This is a genomic window from Chitinophaga skermanii, assembly GCF_003259335.1.
GTDB classification, from domain to species: domain Bacteria; phylum Bacteroidota; class Bacteroidia; order Chitinophagales; family Chitinophagaceae; genus Chitinophaga; species Chitinophaga skermanii.
Map to the genome: position 1 here is coordinate 20,593 of NZ_QLLL01000008.1, position 16,223 is coordinate 36,815.

Genomic DNA, 16,223 nt, shown 5'->3' on the forward strand with positions numbered 1-16,223 from the left:
AAAGGTAGATATTTATACCAAACGGTCAAATATGTATTTTCTATGGCTTCATTTACCGAATCAATACACTATGTCCTTTTAAGAATACCTTTTGGTTTGTATCACGATCGATATATTCGAGCATCCATACGTAGGTTCCAGCTGGTTGAGGTTGCCCGTTTAAGGAGCCGTCCCATCTTCTCGACATAGAAGAGCTCTCGAATATCAATTGTCCATAACGGTTAAATACTTTAAAGTTAAACGACGTCGCTTTTTGGCCATTCACTGGGTAGAGGAAGTCGTTTTTACCATCATTATTAGGCGTGAATGCAGTAGGTACCATTACTGTACAAGTAGCCGAAACTTTAATGGTTTGTGTAGCCGTATCATTACAACCATTCGAAGTGGTAACGATTAACCGAATCAAATAAGTTTGATCGCTGCCTGTATTTTTATAAATCTTATTGGGCGGTGTTGGAATATTGGTGCCAGTTCCATCCCCAAAATCCCACATTTGCGAAGCAATATCGCCGCTACTAGTATTGGTAAAGATTACTTGGTCTTGTGGACAGAAATTTGTGCTATTAAGTGTAAAGGAAGCCGTGGCCAGCTTTCTTAAGGTAATAGTGGCTTGTGCTTGGTCGGTACAAGTACCATTGCTTACTTCTAACTGGATATTATAAGTGCCTAATGCGTTGAAGGTAATGAGTGGGTTTTGTTCAGTACTCACCACTTGTCCATCTACCGTCCAGCGCCAACTATTTACATCATTTGTACCAGGGTGATTAAACTGTACTTGGGTGCTGCTACATGACTGATCTACATTATACGTGAAATCAGCATTTACGGTGCCTTGTGTGAAGAAGGTAGTATTCACTCCTGCAGCAATAGGAATGTAACATTCGCTTTCTATTGTTTTACCTGAATTTCCTGTTTTTATGGTTACTGTGTAATTTCCTTTTACAGCAATTGGAGCGCTCAATACAAGTTCTACACTCGTTACCAAATCATTCGCGCAATTTGTACGAATACTGGTAATTGTTGGTGTGGTAGCTGTTCCTGTTAACGAAAATTGACTACCATCTAATTCTAAACTACTACAACGAATTGCACCTGAGAAATCGATTTTAATTGTTGGAGCAGCACAACCGGGGTCAATGTTATTCAATAAAGTAACATTCGGTTGTTGCGTAACAGTGAAGTTGCCATTTGTATTCGCTGGTGTTGGTTGGTAACATTCGTCTAAAAGCGTATTGCTACGAATGCTAACGTTATAAGTTCCGCCAGTTAGAATTCTGCTGCGCAAACTTAGAATCACAGTATTATTGGCGCCACAAGTGGCACTTGTGATAATATCTGCCGGCAAATTACTAATAGTAAAATCAGCCCCATTTGCTTGCAGCGTATTACACTGTATAGCTTTATTGAATTGTAAGGTGATTTGATTGGGTGAACAAGTCGTTGTGGATAATACAGTGAAAGTAGCACCAGGTTGAAAGTTCAACGGGATATTCAAAGGAGTTGGATCGATGTTTTGATAACATGCATCCAAGATAGTGTTTGGCTTCACACCGATGTCAATAGATGTACCACTAACGATTCGTTGACTAAACGTAACTACCACATCTTGCGTACTTCCTGTTACCATGCTAGCACCTGTAATAGTAATGCCTGCAGCACCACTAATTGTGAAGTCGGAGCCATCTGCTTGTAAAGTAGACGCTTGAATGTCTTTATCAAAATGAAGCGTCATTTGCGTTGGCGCACAATTGAATGCGTCCACGCTCGCCAGTCTTGTTGGTGGAACAGCTGCAATATTGAAGTTGTTTGTGAAATTGAGATCGATAGGTTTATAGCAAACATCCTGTAAATCCGTACCGTTGGTGAGATGAACTACATATGTACCCGGTACTGTAATATGAGGTGATATACTCAGGGTTATTTGTGGTACAAATCCATTTGCATCTGGCGTGTATTGAATGCCAGTTACGTTTACGGTTGATGGCCCTGTAATGCTAAAGTCTACACCATTTGCACGGATCGTGCTTTGTCGAACCGGTAATGGAAATGATAGCGTAATGGAGTTTGGTGCGCAACCAACCACTGTGTTAACATTAAATGTTGGGTCTGGTGTAATAGGGAACGGGATGATAAATGGATTGGGATTGACTTGTTGGTAACATTTATCAAGAATGGTATTTGGCTTAACAGCAATCGTAATCGACGCAACCAGTTTGATAGGTTGATTAAAGACTAATGTAGCCGTTCTGGTAGTTGCTGTATTAGGCACTTCGACATTTGTAATACTTACACCTGGAGGGAGATTTACATCGAAATCACTACCATTTAAACTGATCGAGTTTGTTTGAACATCATCACTAAAGTAAATAGTAATTCTAGTTGGTGCACAAGCAAATGGATCAAACCTATTTATCGCAGCAGCTATTACCGGAGCAATATTTAAGGTTTGCGTAAAGTTCGTAGCAATTGGTTTGTAGCATTGGTCGAGTATGTTCGCTGAAGTTTTTAATCCTACTGTGTAATTACCAGGCGCAGCTAAATGCTCTGCCAGGGTTAGCGTAATTGTTGATACAAACCCTTGATTATCTACTGTATAAGTAGCATTATTTATTGTAACTGCTTGTGGCCCGGTTATAGTGAAGTCAGCTCCATTTGCAGTAATAGAAGTGCCACGTATGAATTGTGGAAACTGCAATACAATTTGGTTTGGCGCACATGTAGCAGCTGGATCTACTGTAAATGTTGGATCTGCCGTTACTGGCATATTGATATTCAGCGGTGCTGGATTTACTTGTTTGAAGCAAGCATCTAGGATTGTATTGGGTTTTACGGCAACACTTACGGGTGCTGTACCAATAATTGGTCCACTAAACAATAGTGTAACACTATTAGTCGTGGTGGTTGTAGGTTTTACAACACTCGTGATTGTAATACCAGTTCTACCTGCAAATGTAAAGTCGCTGCCATTTGCATTAATAGTGCTTGTTTGAACCGCTTTATCAAAATAAACAATAATTTCTACTGGTGCGCATGCAAACACGTTCGTGCCTGATAATGCTGCAGCTGTTCCTTGGCTGAGCGTGATGACATGCGGAGCGGCATTTACATCCATCTTCGTTAAACATGCATCTATGATATTTGCGCTAGGCGTTAATGCTAAGTTGTAATTGCCATCTAATGTAATGCGGCTTTGCAAAGTGAGATCAATCGCTGTTGCTTCATTGCTTCCATTGCATACAGGTGTGGCGGCTGTAATAACTACTGTTTGTGGTCCTATAATAGTAAAATCGGCACCATTTGTTCTAACGCTATTACATTGTATGGCTTTGCTGAGTGTAATCCTAATGGAATTAGGCGCACAATCGTTCAAAGTATGATTATCAATAGTAGCCGGAGCTGATGTGATAAGAGGAACAGTCCTCACGATAGTCGTTACATATTGCAGACAGGCATCGTTAATACTGTTAGCTTTTACGTTTACATCTACGTTTGCACCAGTTAAAGCACTTGCAAATTGAAGGGTAACTTGAGATACTTCGTTACCTGTTTGTGTGCCTAGAACAATATTGCTAACAGGAACAACACTACCTGTTACCACGTTAAAATCTTCTTTTTGAATCGTGTTAGCAAGCACGGGTTTGCTAAAGTTTACAACTAGCGAACTTGCGGCACAAGTTGTTGGTGCAACAACACTAATGACAGGAGCTGTTGCTAATGGTACATCTACAACGATCTCAGATTTTGCACTGTTTTGTGGTTGGTAGCACTCATCAAGTAATTGCGAAGCAGGTTTAATAGCAATCGTGTAATCTCCACTGAGTGATAATGGTGCTGCAAAGTTGAAGCGTACACCAGTTACCAAGCCTGTTACGGGATCTATGGTGGTAGTAATAGAGCTAAATGGAACAGGTGCACTAGTAGGCCCTGTAATTGTAAAATCGTTTTGTGTAACAGTACTTGCTTGTACCCCTTTATCGAATGTAGTTTGGAAGAAAGTAGGTGCACATCCAACTGGACTAGATCCTGCAAAGCCTGCGCCTGGCCCATTCGTTAGGCGAATTGTTCCATTAGCATTTACAAAATTGCCACAGCCGTCGCGTATAGTATTTGTTTTTGTTGAAATTGTATAATCGCCGTTGGCGGCTAAGCGTGTATTGAAGCGTAATGTTACAGAAGTAGTTAACCCGTTTGCATCACAAGTAAGAGGTGCAAAACTTGTAATGGTAGCTTGCGTGCCTGTGCTTGTTAATACAAAGTTGCCATCAGTACCTGTAATGGTATTACACAACACGCCTTTATCGAATGTAACCGTTAATTCATTGGGAGCACAGCCAGTATTGGTCACACTTTGTATAATGGCAGCTGTTGAAGTTGGTGCAGTAAAGGTTGCTTGTACACCTGTATTGGTAGTGCCGCCACAAGGTTCAGTAATAGTACCTCCATCAGTACCTTGTTTGATACGCACTGTATAACTACCACCAGGTAATGGGGTACTTGTTACCAGTGTAATGGTAGATGTTGTACCTGTATTGCCATTTGTGCCTGTACAATTGCTTTTAATTATACTAGCAATAGGAATTACCACGTTGCTACTATTTACAATCGTAAAATCAGATCCATCCGAAGCGATGGAGTTACAGTTGACAGCTTTATTAAAGTTGATTTTAATATTCGTAGGACCACAGTTAAGCGGATTTTCCGCTGTAATAGTAGCTGGAACACCGGGTGAAATCACAACATTCCCAATAGTCCCACTAAATTGACCGGTACAATTCGCACCTACAATGGGTTTTACGGCGCTAAGGGTGTAAGTTCCAGTGCCTAATGGTGCACTTAAAGTTAATACTACTGCATTTGTTACACCTGTATTAGGAACAGCTGCTGTTACTGTAATGGGAGCTGGTCCGCCTGTAATGGTAAAATTAGAACCATCAGCAGAGATACTGTTAGCTTGGATGTTGCTGGCAAATGTTAACGTTAGGCTTGTTGGATTACAAGCAGTATTAGAAATAGTGGGAGCAACCAGAGGAGATGGAGCATCAATTCTTACCGGAACAACATCTGTTAAAGGAATGGCATTATCACAGAAGTCTTTGGGCAATGTCGCACCAGGTTTCCCTCCAACGTTATAATCGCCCGAAGTTGGAACTTGATTTAATGTTAATTCAATTTCATCCGTTTCTAATTTACTATTACAGTTAACTGAAGAAGCAGCAACGATTTGTACAGTAGAGTTCTTTAGTTCGAATTGATCACCATTAGCGTTGATTGAGTTACATTGTATGCTTTTACTAAGTTTTAATATAATTTTTGTTGGAGCTGTACAATTGTATGTAGCCTTAGTATAATTTAGCGCAACAGGATCTGTAATATTTGCGTCACCGGGAGCATTATTAAATGTTACACTATAACCGTTCTGTGTAGCACGAAAATTTACTACAACAAGCAAGTAAGTTTTGCCTTGTGTTAGCACTGGCTTTTGTGTGAATAACCTAGGATCTCCAATTCCACATATTTTCAATGGATTTGTATTCGCTGCTGCACCCGTTGCGCCGCTTACGGTTGAAAGGTTATGGGCAACAATCCAACTTGGATCAGTGTATAGTTTGTTTAAATCGTTAGGATCTTTTACTTCGAATAATAACCAATCGTAGTCTTCACTTAATTGGTTCGGTGTAATCGTAAAACCAAGTGGCCCTGTTTGGTAACAAATTATTTTGTACCAGAAAGCATTGGCCGGGGTGAAACTAGATGCTTGGCAATTATTGCCATTGGCAGCTCCTCCCAAACTAATGGCTTGGCCGGCACATTGAGGCACACTTCCCTGTTGAAACGGTTTCGTTGCACATAAAGGTAGGGCAGAAGCCGGTGACTGTCCGGGGGAGCACGTTTGCGCTTTCACTTGAAATAGGCTCGCTACAACCAATAGGAATAATAAAAATAGTTTACGGGGCATTGAATTGTTTTATAGGTGCTGTCTTGGTTTTCTTAGTTTTTTGAAGCTTACAACGACCAGGCACGCTTTACTATTGCATGGTGACCGATTATTTGTATTTTACGCTGCAAATTTACTTTCATGTCATTTGATATTCGCTCCTTTGAAGAAAATGGTTTTCAAATCATCGCCCTGGTTGATAAAAAATCACAAACCCAAGTAGAAATCATCCCTGCTTACGGCGCTATGTTGCACGCCTTCAAAATTCAACACAAAGGCAGCCAACTCAATTGTATCGACGGCTACCGCGATAAAAACGACTACGAAAAAGAGGTGCGCAACAGTTTCAAAAGCGTAAAATTAAGTCCATTCGCTTGTAGAATCAACGATGGCGCATATAATTGGCAAAGCCAACAGTATAAAGTTGAAAAAACGCCAATCCATGGGTTATTGTTCGACCAGGCATTTACCATTACGCAACAACAGGCTGAAGATGCCTATGCATCCGTTACCATGCAACATGCTTACAAAGCTACTGATGGGGGCTATCCATTTACTTACACATGCCATGTTCAGTATCGACTATTACAAGATACACAATTAGAAGTAACTTCTACCATTACAAATACCCATAATGCCACCATTCCAATCATGGACGGTTGGCACCCGTATTTCACTACCGGTACACCAGTGGATCAACTACAATTACGCATGGCCTCCACCGATATCGTGGAATTCAATGATAAACTCATTCCAACAGGTAAAACCTTACCGTACGAAGCATTTGAACAACTAGGTAGCTTAAACGGGGTGTTTCTTGATAATTCATTCATTCTCAATCAACAAGCAAAGCAACCACTGGCTTCCCTTATAGATCCGGTAAAAGGTATTACTATCGATTTCTACCCGCAGCCATCGTACCCTATTTTACAAGTTTATACACCTCCGCATCGTAATAGCATTGCAATCGAAAACCTTAGCGGAGCGCCAGATGCGTTCAATAACGGTATTGGTTTAGTCCAATTGGCACCCGGTCAAAGTAAAAGTTTCACCACTACGATTCAAATCACATCAAAGTAGTAGTACGCTGTTTTGTACTTCATATTCAAGGCGCTGTAATTGACTAAACCCAATATCAGCGCCTATTTTCATCGTTTTCACATATTCTGGCATAGTGTTTGGCTACTCTTATACGACACGGTAAAAATGCAAGATATCTTTCTTGACAAGACCGCGTCCTCGGTATGTTTATGTTCCTGTGTGTTGTCGAATTTATCGAGTATTAAATTTTTGAAGATGAATATTTTATTTTATGCCATTGCAGCAATGTTCGTTATTGGGTGGATATTAAGCGTATTCTTATTTGCATTAGGTGGAATTGTACACATTTTACTGGTTTTAGCGATTATTTCTATCTTACTGCAAATGGTGCGTACTACTGAAAAGCACCATCAATAGCTTGTTAGCCCAAGATTTTCTCTTTAAGTTTCTTTCTAGTAGGCAAAATAGTACGAGGTAAACGACAAAGTAGGATCAACACGCCTATCAAACATAAAATGTTAATAGCCGTTCCTACCGTAAAAGCCAACTTAAAAGATGCGATGTTACCCGGTTTTCCCACTATATAATAAAAGACACCCCCAGTTAACGCGATGCCCATAGCGCCAAAAAGCTGTTGTGCAGTTGAATAAACCCCCGAGGCATTCCCCACGAGGTGAGCCGGTAAATTTTTCAAAGCAATATTTGCAAAAGAAGGCAATACCAATGCCACCCCGAAACCATGTACAAATAGAAGAGTATGGAGGTTGATGGATGAGGGTTGAGTGAAGATGCCCATTAATTGCAGCAATAAGGATGACATTATTAAGAATGTGCCTAATATTAACACGCTTTTTCCAAAGCGTAAAACCCATCGCGCACTCATAAATGAGGCAATTATGAACCCAGCCCCTTGGCAAACAACGAGTAGACTTGCTTGACTTGGGGAGAAGTGTAATCCTTCTTGTAAAAAGATGGAAAGGATGAAAAAATAGGCATCCAACATCATCATGAATAACGCAACCGCAATAATGGCTGTGTTAAAGCTTTTATAGTTGAATAATTGGGGGTTAAGAATACTTTTATCTTTTCTGTTTTGAAGATGAAAGTAAAAGTAAATGGCTAATAAGAAAGCCGCCATGCCGGTTAGTATCGAGATCAATATGGGGAAATCTTCGCTCATTGTTAGCACAATAAAAATCAATACCAACAAAGCACTTAACATCATTGCTCCTTTATAATCTAATTCCAAAGCCTTGTCATCTTTCGAGCGAGGAAGAAAATGCTTCGCCATTAATATCGCCAATACACATACAGGCACATTTACAAGGAAAATCAAACGCCATGGTTGCGTAATCATATCTAATTCTACAAAATAGCCACCTAAATACTGACCTAGCATTGTACCAATGCCTATTGTAATCCCAAACCAGCCAAGTGCATAAGTGCGTTCTTGGTGTTCCGGGAATAAAACTTGTATAAAGGATAATACCTGTGGAGACAACATGGCAGCAGCTGCTCCTTGGAAAAAACGCATACTGATTAGCATAGAAGGTGAAATGGCAAGACCGCAACCAATCGACGTAAACATGAACAACCCTAACCCCGTTATAAATAACTGTTTACGACCGAAATAGTCGCCTAGTTTTCCCCCGCTAATTAAGAATGAAGCAAAACCTACCATATACATAGCTACCACTAGTTGTACCGAACTATGCTTGGCTCCTAATCCTTGCTGAATGGCAGGAATTGCTACGTTCACGATGAAAATATCAATGATTGTTAATAAATGTGCCATCAATAACACAATCAATGATATCCATTTCCTATGAATAATTTTCATATATGATTAATAGAACGATCTATCTATTTTCAAGTAAAAAAATTATATTATTCCTTTAACAGTTGCTTTTACTGTTTCTAAATCTTTAGTATGCCCATAAATCGTTGCTGACACTATGCCTCCTTCAATCATCAAGAAAATACCATCAGCCAATTGAGCTTTTGAACCTTCGCCAATTTGCATGAGGAGGTTTTTAACTAAATGTCGATGCTTCTCTTTATGTTGCTGAACGAACTGTTGTACAACTGAATCTTCACGCCCAATTTCAGCATTAATTTTAATGAAATGACAACCCGAAAATCCACTATCCTGCTGTAGTTTGATGCGGTAGTCAATTAAAAGAAGTAACATTTTTTTGGGATCAGTTTCTTCTCCAATAAAAGCGGCTAAACCTGAAAAGAAGTTCAATTCTTGTTGCTCTAAATAATGGTAAAGTAATTCTTGCTTCGATTTGAAATGCTTATATAATGAACCAATAGCAATATCTGCCTCTGCAATTATTTGGTTAATACCAGTTTGGTAATAACCCTGGTGATAAAATAAACGCGCCGCAGTTTCTGAAATTCTTTCCTGCACACTCGATGCTTTTGCCATGCTTTTTTCTTCAAAAGTAATATAAAAATAGATAACTCTATCTATTTTATTTGCAAGAGTTTTTAAGGTGATTCAGCAATTTTGTAATAGCTTTAACATACGATTTTCACTATAAACTACGTGTATTAACTATTTTGAGGCCTTATTGTTAATTAAGTATGAAGAAGCTTTTTTTACTATTCATTACCCTGTTCACGCTAGCGATTACTTTTGGAACCCAACAAGCTAAGGCACAAGTCACCGTACGTGGGCAAATTTTAGACGCCGGTAATCGCAAACCATTATATCCTGCTACCATTCGGAACAAGAATAGAAAATTAACTGCTTTTGCGGATAAAGGAGGTTTTTATCGTATAAATGCATACCCAGCCGATACATTAGTATTTTCATTCTTAGGTTACGAGGCGGATACACTGGTTGTGAAAACAATGGGTGGCAATTTCGTGTATGATGTATCGCTTAGCAAATCTGAACGTTTCTTAACTACCGTAGAAGTTTCTTCCAAGTATAATGCTTACCAATTAGATTCAATGGCACGCCGCGAAGAATTCTCTACTTTCTTGGATTTACCTAAACAGCAATTAGCAGAAACCAATACGCATACAGGTTTCGGACTTGTATTTAGTCCTTTCACACGCTATAGCCGCAAGGAAAAAGACAAACGTAAATTCCAAGAATACTTTGCTAAAAATGAAGAATCAGAATATATCGGTTTCCGTTATTCCCGCGATTATGTAGGTAAAGTTTCAGGGCTTTCAGGCGATTCTCTCACTACATTTATGAGCTCCAATATGCCGAAATACGCAGATCTACGCGCTATGTCGAACGAAGATCTAGTTTTCTGGATTTCTGAAAGAGCGTTAAAGTTTAGAGGAAAGAAACCGTAAGGGGAATAAAAATATTGAAGGGCGGTCTGCTTATACGGTAGGCCGTTTTTTATGACTCTATTATAAAAAACACGCCGCTTAGCAAGAACTAAGCGGCGTTTATTGTTAAATATTGGTTTGATGGAAAAACTTCCATTGTTTGCCTATTGGTTGTACACTTTTACCATGTATACAAAGTCTTCTAGCTTTTTGATTTGATCTTTGCGATCTAAGCCATCCAATGTATTCTTTTGTTTAAGGTCTTTCCTCGAGAATTTATCTTTCGGTAATTCGTCAAATACACGTTTCAAATTGATCGATTTCACAGCGAAGGCAATACCATCTGACGCTGTTTGCTTGCCTGTAACAATGCCTATGATGTTACCTTTATTGTCCATTAATGGTGCACCACTATTACCTGGATAAACTGGAATGTTTACTTGGTAAGAAGAAGTATCACCATTGAAACCCGTTTGCGCTGAAATATATCCTTTGCCATATACAATCTCATCTCTAGGGAAGCCCATGGTAAACACGTCTTCACCAACATTCACTTTTTCTGGCTTTAAGGTATAAGGCAATGGATGGTTTTTGAAACTAGAATCTACCACGCGAATAATTGCCAAATCGCTCGTTACATCTTCAAAAATGCTAACTGCTTTGAAGCTTTCGCCTTTTGTATTTTGAATATAAATGGAATCTGCACCAGCTACTACGTGGTAGTTCGTGATCATATACCCATTGCGCGTAATGGCAAAACAAGTACCGCCGAACTGCCCAGGATTCACAGGTCCTTTTTTATTCCGATCGTTTATATTGGTAATAAGTTGTTTCTGAGAATTTTGGATGTTCGTCAACTCCCTTTTCACGCCTTCGAATTGTGCTACTGTACTTTTATGACTGGCATCTTGCATGAAATAAATTGTAGTCAGCGATGTAAACAAGGCAATACAAGCAGCCGCGGTAAGGTTGAGTAACGTTTTGCGGCGGATGGAAAAGATTGTAGGTGTTTTAACTGCTTCTTGGGGTTGAATATCTTCTTTCATAGCAGTAACATCCAAACCGGCATGGATCTTATCCATTTTGTGCATCAACATCTTACGGTTACCATGCGCGGAAAATTGTTGTAACAGCACTTGGTGTGATACCACTTGCTGATCAATTTCCGGGTTGGTACTACGTAACGATTCGAATGCAGCCCTTTCGGCGGCACTCATTTCGCCATTTAAATAGCGATCGATTTCTTGTATAAGATGCAGTTCGTTCATCACTAACTAACCCCTTTTCTTTTATTTATATTGAGCAAAAAATAGTTTCTTCAGCCTTACCAAACATTTATACTTTTGGTTTTTAGCGTTTTCAGCATTGGTATACCCAAACTTTTCGGCGATTTCCTGCATGTTTTTCTTTTGCAGGTAATAATCTTCCAAAATTGTTTTACAAGGTTCACCGATGTGCTGCATCGCTTGTTCCATCATTATAAACTGCTGGTCCTTTTCTTCATGCTGGTCCAAAGTATCTTCAACGGGTACAATTTCTTCCAAGGTATCGTTCATGGGGTAAAGATGGGAGCCTCCTTGGAGTTTCTTTAGCCATAAACGGCGACAAACACTATAAAGAAAGGTTGTTAGCTTGCTAGAAAGGATAAAATCGCCTTCCTGCACCTTTTCATATAATACAATGATCGCCTCCTGGAAAATATCTTTCGCGTCGTCTTCAGAGCCATTATTCAGCAAAATCATCCGTAAAACCATTGGAAAATTCTCCTTATAGATGATTTCCAATGCTTTATCGTTATTTGCTGCAAGTCCTTGCAGTAATTCTTGGTCCTTTTCTATGTTCAAAAGATTATTCACTAATTAATACTATTAATAGCCGATTGGTAACCCCAAAGTACCGAAAAATATTTTTTTTATTTTTTTTTCAAACTGCGGGTTACCTTTCTTTCGTTTGCGTATAAAGGTTAAATAATTATTTCAAACAACTTAAATCATTGTACAATGAAAAACACTTTGAAAATTGGTTTCTTGGCATTAGCTATCGGTTTCTTCGCAGCATCTTGCGGTGGTTCTACAACTCCTGCTACTGATTCTACAGCTGTAGCTCCTGCTGTTGATTCAGCTGCTGTTACTCCAGCTCCTGCTGATTCAGCTGTTGCTCCAGTTGATTCTGCTGCTACTGCTCCTGCTGATTCTGCAAAATAATTTTAGCAAGCATTTAGCTTTTATATAAACCACTGCCCAACGGCGGTGGTTTTGTTTTTTATACAATTCCCTTAATTTGCTCGCCCCCCTTCTAGCGAAAATTGTACCTCTTTTATATATATTATATATAGCTCCCCCCCCCTAAAAGTTCGCATTCCTACCCTTTAAAGTTTCCTTGTAAACATGTAAACCCAACGCAGCAAAGACTTTTCGATATTTTCCCCTTTCATTGCTCGTTTTTATATCAAATAAAATATTGCTATAGCAACCAATGTATTGTTATTTGCTATAGCAAGTATTGAAAAACAGCTTATTTCATCATTTTTAAGAGTTAATTGGTTGGTTTTTTTGATAATATTATGGTTACACCCCTCGATTATTAAAATTTATTTAATTTTTGGTGTGCCTATTTGTGGAATTTAAATCCTGTCTTATTTTTGTTGTACAATAACAAAAGAACAAATGACGCTACAAAGAACTTTCGGTTACTTTTATGGTTTTTACTTTTTCTGGTACCAGGAGAGGTAGGAGGTTCATTATGTAGTATAAAAATAAAATACTAAATGAGGGCCTCCTGATCGGAGGCCCTTCTTTTTTACACAAATTCATTTTTCAAGCATTATGCAAAAGTTAGTTCACCTGTATTTTAGTTACTTCTTTTATTACTTCTTTTATGCGAAGAAGACAGGGACTCTTTTGTAAACACTTGAACATACAATACTAGGTTACATGAAGGGTCCCGATCCACGGGTCCCTTTTTTTGTGCCTACTTAAACCATTTAGAACAATAACAACTTTTTAAAAATGCGTATTGCCATCCAAGGATTTGAAGGATGTTTTCACCAGGTCGCCGCTCGGAATTATTTCGGAAAGCATATAGAGATCGCTCCTTGCGCCTCGTTTGCTGAGCTTGTTAAAAAAGTAAAAGACGGAAAAGAAGCTGACGCCGGGATGATGGCCATCGAAAATTCAATAGCAGGTTCAATTTTACCAAACTACAGTTTGCTGAAAAACTCAAACCTGCACATTGTAGGAGAGGTATACTTGCAGATCAACCAACACCTCATGGTGTTGCCAGGTCAAAAAATCGAAGATATCCGCGAAGTTCACTCCCATCCAATGGCGCTTTTGCAATGTATCGACTTCCTTGAGAAATACCCGCACATCAAGCTCGTCGAAACAGAGGACACAGCCCTCAGTGCAAAAAACGTACGCACCAAAAAGTTGAAAAGCACGGCCGCTATCGCGGGAAAATTAGCTTCCGAAATTTTTGAACTCGATATCATCGCACCCAATATTCATACGGCTAAAAACAATTACACGCGTTTCTTAGCCATCAGCAAAAACGGGGTAGAAGCTCAAGCTGATGCAAATAAAGCCTCTGTATACTTCGAAACAAGCAATGAAAGTGGTAGCCTCGTGAAAGTATTAAGTCAAATAGCTAAAGAAGGTATTAACTTATCTAAAATCCAAAGCTTCCCAATTCCCGCTAAGGTTTGGCAATATTACTTCCACGCCGATATGGAATTCGAAGATTTGGCTCATTTCGAAAAGGCTTTAAAGAAAATTACACCGTTAACCGAACACTTAAAAGTGCTTGGTATTTACCAAAAAGGAAAAACACACGCTTAATCACGTGTTACAACAATAGCTCGAATTTTAAATCAGCATCCAATGAACGTCACAGTAGCGAAGCGTTTGCAACAAACAGAAGAATACTATTTCTCTCGCAAATTACGCGAGATCGAAAACATGAACAAAGCCGGCGCCGATGTTATTAACCTCGGTATCGGGAGTCCTGACTTACCCCCGCACGCCAGCGTGGTAGCGGCTTTGAATGAATATGCAGCGAAACCTAATACGCACGCATATCAAGGCTATAAAGGCATCCCAGCTTTGCGTAATGCAATCGCACAATGGTACCAACGCTTCTATAACGTTTCATTAGATGCCGATACAGAAGTATTACCACTTATCGGTTCTAAAGAAGGTATCATGCACATTTGTATGACTTTCTTAGAAGAAGGTGACCAAGCCCTGATCCCAGATCCTGGTTACCCAACATACAGCTCGGCTGTAAACCTAAGTGGTGCTACACCGGTAACGTATAATTTGAGCGAAGAAAATCATTGGCTACCCGACTTACAAGCATTGGCAGCACAAGATCTCTCAAAGGTGAAATTGATGTGGGTGAATTATCCCCATATGCCAACGGGCGCACAAGCAGATGCCAAATTCTTCGAAGAATTAATCGCATTTGGCAAAGCAAACAATATCTTGATTTGCCACGACAACCCGTACAGCTTCATCTTAAACGAAACCCCAACCAGCTTACTTTCCGTACCCGGCGCAAAAGACGTGGTGCTGGAATTAAACAGCCTCAGCAAATCCGGTAACATGGCCGGTTGGCGCGTAGGTATGTTAGCTGGTCGTGCCGATTTGATCAACGAAGTTTTACGTTTCAAGAGCAATATGGATTCTGGTATGTTCCAACCTGTGCAAATGGCTGCCGTAGCAGCTTTAGAGCTTGGAAAAGAATGGTACGACGAGCTGAATACGATCTACTCGGCCCGCAGAACGAAGGTGTTCGAATTGTTGGATCTCCTAGGTGCTACCTACGATAAAAACCAAGTGGGCATGTTTGTATGGGCTAAAATTCCAGCCGGCAAAAAAGACGGTTACGAAGTGAGCGACGATGTGCTCTATAAAGCCAACGTATTCATTACGCCCGGTGGCATCTTTGGCAAAAACGGCGCAGGCTATATCCGCGTAAGTTTATGTAAAGATGAAAAAGTATTTTCTGAAGCCATTGCTAGAATTCAATCTGCGCTTCAATCTTAAAAACAAGCAACATACAAAACCATGATAGTTTCAATCGTAGGTGTGGGTTTAATCGGTGGATCAATCGCCCTTTCGTTAAAGGAGAAAGGCGTTACCGACCACATTATCGGGGTAGATAACAATACAACGCACCTACAAAAAGCAATAGAATTACAAATCATCGATGAAGCTGCGTCGTTGCAAGATGCTTTCGATCGCTCCGACTTGTTGATTTTAGCCATACCGGTCGATGGTTTACTCAATATCCTGCCTACTTTGCTCGATAAAGCAACGAAGCAAGTGTTGATGGACGTCGGCTCTACAAAAGAAAAGATTTTGCAACTCGTTGCCGGTCATCCCAACCGCGGTCGTTTCGTAGCGGCTCACCCGATGGCCGGCACCGAGTATAGCGGTCCTGAAGCTGCTATACGTAATCTTTTTACACAAAAAACAATGGTATTGTGCGATGTGAAAAACAGTGATGATGATGCCCTCGAAATGGTAGAAGATATCGTTGATAAATTACAAATGAAGCTCGTGTATATGAATGCCGAAGAGCACGATTTACACACGGCCTACGTTTCCCACATCTCGCACATCACATCTTTCGCGCTGGCATTAACAGTACTCGAAAAAGAGAAAGAAAAAGGGAGAATATTCGAATTGGCAAGCGGTGGTTTCGAATCTACCGTACGCTTAGCGAAAAGCTCGCCCGATATGTGGGTGCCCATTTTCAAACACAACAGGCATAATGTGCTCGACGTGCTCGACGAACACATTCACCAATTACAACAAATGCGCGATTTACTGGAAGAGGAAGACTACGACGCCTTTTACAAACTCATCCAGCGTTCAAATAAAATCAAACGCATTCTCAAATAGAACCTTACAATCAACATAATAAAACATCACATTTAAAAACA

12 protein-coding genes are annotated in these 16,223 nt (G+C 39.9%); 7 read left to right on the forward strand and 5 right to left on the reverse strand.

All coding sequences use genetic code 11. The features are described 5' to 3' along the window. Positions 1 to 52: 52 nt before the first annotated feature. Entirely contained in the window at positions 53 to 5,956 is a 5,904-nt protein-coding gene (locus tag LX64_RS19515; protein WP_111599387.1) for a T9SS type B sorting domain-containing protein, read from the reverse strand. Positions 5,957 to 6,076: 120 nt separating this feature from the next. Between LX64_RS19515 and LX64_RS19520 the strand changes: the two genes are divergently transcribed. Continuing rightward, positions 6,077 to 7,015 (forward strand): aldose 1-epimerase, encoded by a 939-nt coding sequence (locus LX64_RS19520; protein WP_111599388.1) that lies wholly within the window; start codon positions 6,077 to 6,079, stop codon positions 7,013 to 7,015. Positions 7,016 to 7,231: 216 nt separating this feature from the next. After that, positions 7,232 to 7,393: a lmo0937 family membrane protein gene (locus LX64_RS19525; protein ID WP_111599389.1), complete on the forward strand. Its 162-nt coding sequence runs from the start codon at positions 7,232 to 7,234 to the stop codon at positions 7,391 to 7,393. A 4-nt stretch (positions 7,394 to 7,397) separates the two neighbouring features. Here the strand turns inward: LX64_RS19525 and LX64_RS19530 are convergent, their stop codons facing one another. Then, entirely contained in the window at positions 7,398 to 8,816 is a 1,419-nt protein-coding gene (locus LX64_RS19530; protein WP_111599390.1) for an MFS transporter, read from the reverse strand. A gap of 42 nt (positions 8,817 to 8,858) precedes the next feature. Then, positions 8,859 to 9,410 carry a TetR/AcrR family transcriptional regulator gene (locus tag LX64_RS19535; protein WP_111599391.1) on the reverse strand — a complete coding sequence of 184 codons (552 nt, stop codon included), beginning with the start codon at positions 9,408 to 9,410 and terminating at the stop codon, positions 8,859 to 8,861. 158 nt (positions 9,411 to 9,568) lie between these two features. Between LX64_RS19535 and LX64_RS19540 the strand changes: the two genes are divergently transcribed. Further along, positions 9,569 to 10,297, forward strand: a complete 729-nt coding sequence (locus LX64_RS19540) for a carboxypeptidase-like regulatory domain-containing protein (RefSeq protein WP_111599392.1) — start codon at positions 9,569 to 9,571, stop codon at positions 10,295 to 10,297. Positions 10,298 to 10,440: 143 nt separating this feature from the next. On the opposite strand, the gene LX64_RS19545 is transcribed toward LX64_RS19540, so the two are convergent. After that, positions 10,441 to 11,544, reverse strand: coding sequence for a trypsin-like peptidase domain-containing protein (locus tag LX64_RS19545; RefSeq protein ID WP_111599393.1), 1,104 nt, complete (start codon positions 11,542 to 11,544; stop codon positions 10,441 to 10,443). Positions 11,545 to 11,565: 21 nt separating this feature from the next. Continuing rightward, positions 11,566 to 12,120 carry an RNA polymerase sigma factor gene (locus LX64_RS19550; protein ID WP_245952747.1) on the reverse strand — a complete coding sequence of 185 codons (555 nt, stop codon included), beginning with the start codon at positions 12,118 to 12,120 and terminating at the stop codon, positions 11,566 to 11,568. 156 nt (positions 12,121 to 12,276) lie between these two features. Here LX64_RS19550 and LX64_RS19555 point away from each other — a divergent pair, with 156 nt between their 5' ends. The 4 genes from LX64_RS19555 (at position 12,277) to LX64_RS19570 (ending at position 16,182) form a co-directional block, all read left to right on the forward strand. Continuing rightward, complete coding sequence (locus LX64_RS19555) at positions 12,277 to 12,480, forward strand: hypothetical protein (RefSeq protein ID WP_111599395.1); 204 nt, start codon at positions 12,277 to 12,279, stop codon at positions 12,478 to 12,480. Between the two features lie 804 nt (positions 12,481 to 13,284). Next, a complete protein-coding gene (locus LX64_RS19560; protein ID WP_111599396.1) occupies positions 13,285 to 14,112 on the forward strand; it encodes a prephenate dehydratase in 828 nt (275 codons plus the stop codon). A 42-nt stretch (positions 14,113 to 14,154) separates the two neighbouring features. Then, complete coding sequence (locus tag LX64_RS19565) at positions 14,155 to 15,321, forward strand: pyridoxal phosphate-dependent aminotransferase (RefSeq protein ID WP_111599397.1); 1,167 nt, start codon at positions 14,155 to 14,157, stop codon at positions 15,319 to 15,321. A gap of 21 nt (positions 15,322 to 15,342) precedes the next feature. Next, complete coding sequence (locus LX64_RS19570; RefSeq protein WP_111599398.1) at positions 15,343 to 16,182, forward strand: prephenate dehydrogenase; 840 nt, start codon at positions 15,343 to 15,345, stop codon at positions 16,180 to 16,182. Positions 16,183 to 16,223 lie beyond the last annotated feature (41 nt).

Excerpts from the sequence above, each read along its gene's own strand:
- LX64_RS19515 (WP_111599387.1), bottom strand. The coding sequence starts at position 5,956 with ATGCCCCGTAAACTATTTTTATTATTCCTATTGGTTGTAGCGAGCCTA.
- LX64_RS19520 (WP_111599388.1), top strand. The coding sequence starts at position 6,077 with ATGTCATTTGATATTCGCTCCTTTGAAGAAAATGGTTTTCAAATCATC.
- LX64_RS19525 (WP_111599389.1), top strand. The coding sequence starts at position 7,232 with ATGAATATTTTATTTTATGCCATTGCAGCAATGTTCGTTATTGGGTGG.
- LX64_RS19530 (WP_111599390.1), bottom strand. The coding sequence starts at position 8,816 with ATGAAAATTATTCATAGGAAATGGATATCATTGATTGTGTTATTGATG.
- LX64_RS19535 (WP_111599391.1), bottom strand. The coding sequence starts at position 9,410 with ATGGCAAAAGCATCGAGTGTGCAGGAAAGAATTTCAGAAACTGCGGCG.
- LX64_RS19540 (WP_111599392.1), top strand. The coding sequence starts at position 9,569 with ATGAAGAAGCTTTTTTTACTATTCATTACCCTGTTCACGCTAGCGATT.
- LX64_RS19545 (WP_111599393.1), bottom strand. The coding sequence starts at position 11,544 with ATGAACGAACTGCATCTTATACAAGAAATCGATCGCTATTTAAATGGC.
- LX64_RS19555 (WP_111599395.1), top strand. The coding sequence starts at position 12,277 with ATGAAAAACACTTTGAAAATTGGTTTCTTGGCATTAGCTATCGGTTTC.
- LX64_RS19560 (WP_111599396.1), top strand. The coding sequence starts at position 13,285 with ATGCGTATTGCCATCCAAGGATTTGAAGGATGTTTTCACCAGGTCGCC.
- LX64_RS19565 (WP_111599397.1), top strand. The coding sequence starts at position 14,155 with ATGAACGTCACAGTAGCGAAGCGTTTGCAACAAACAGAAGAATACTAT.
- LX64_RS19570 (WP_111599398.1), top strand. The coding sequence starts at position 15,343 with ATGATAGTTTCAATCGTAGGTGTGGGTTTAATCGGTGGATCAATCGCC.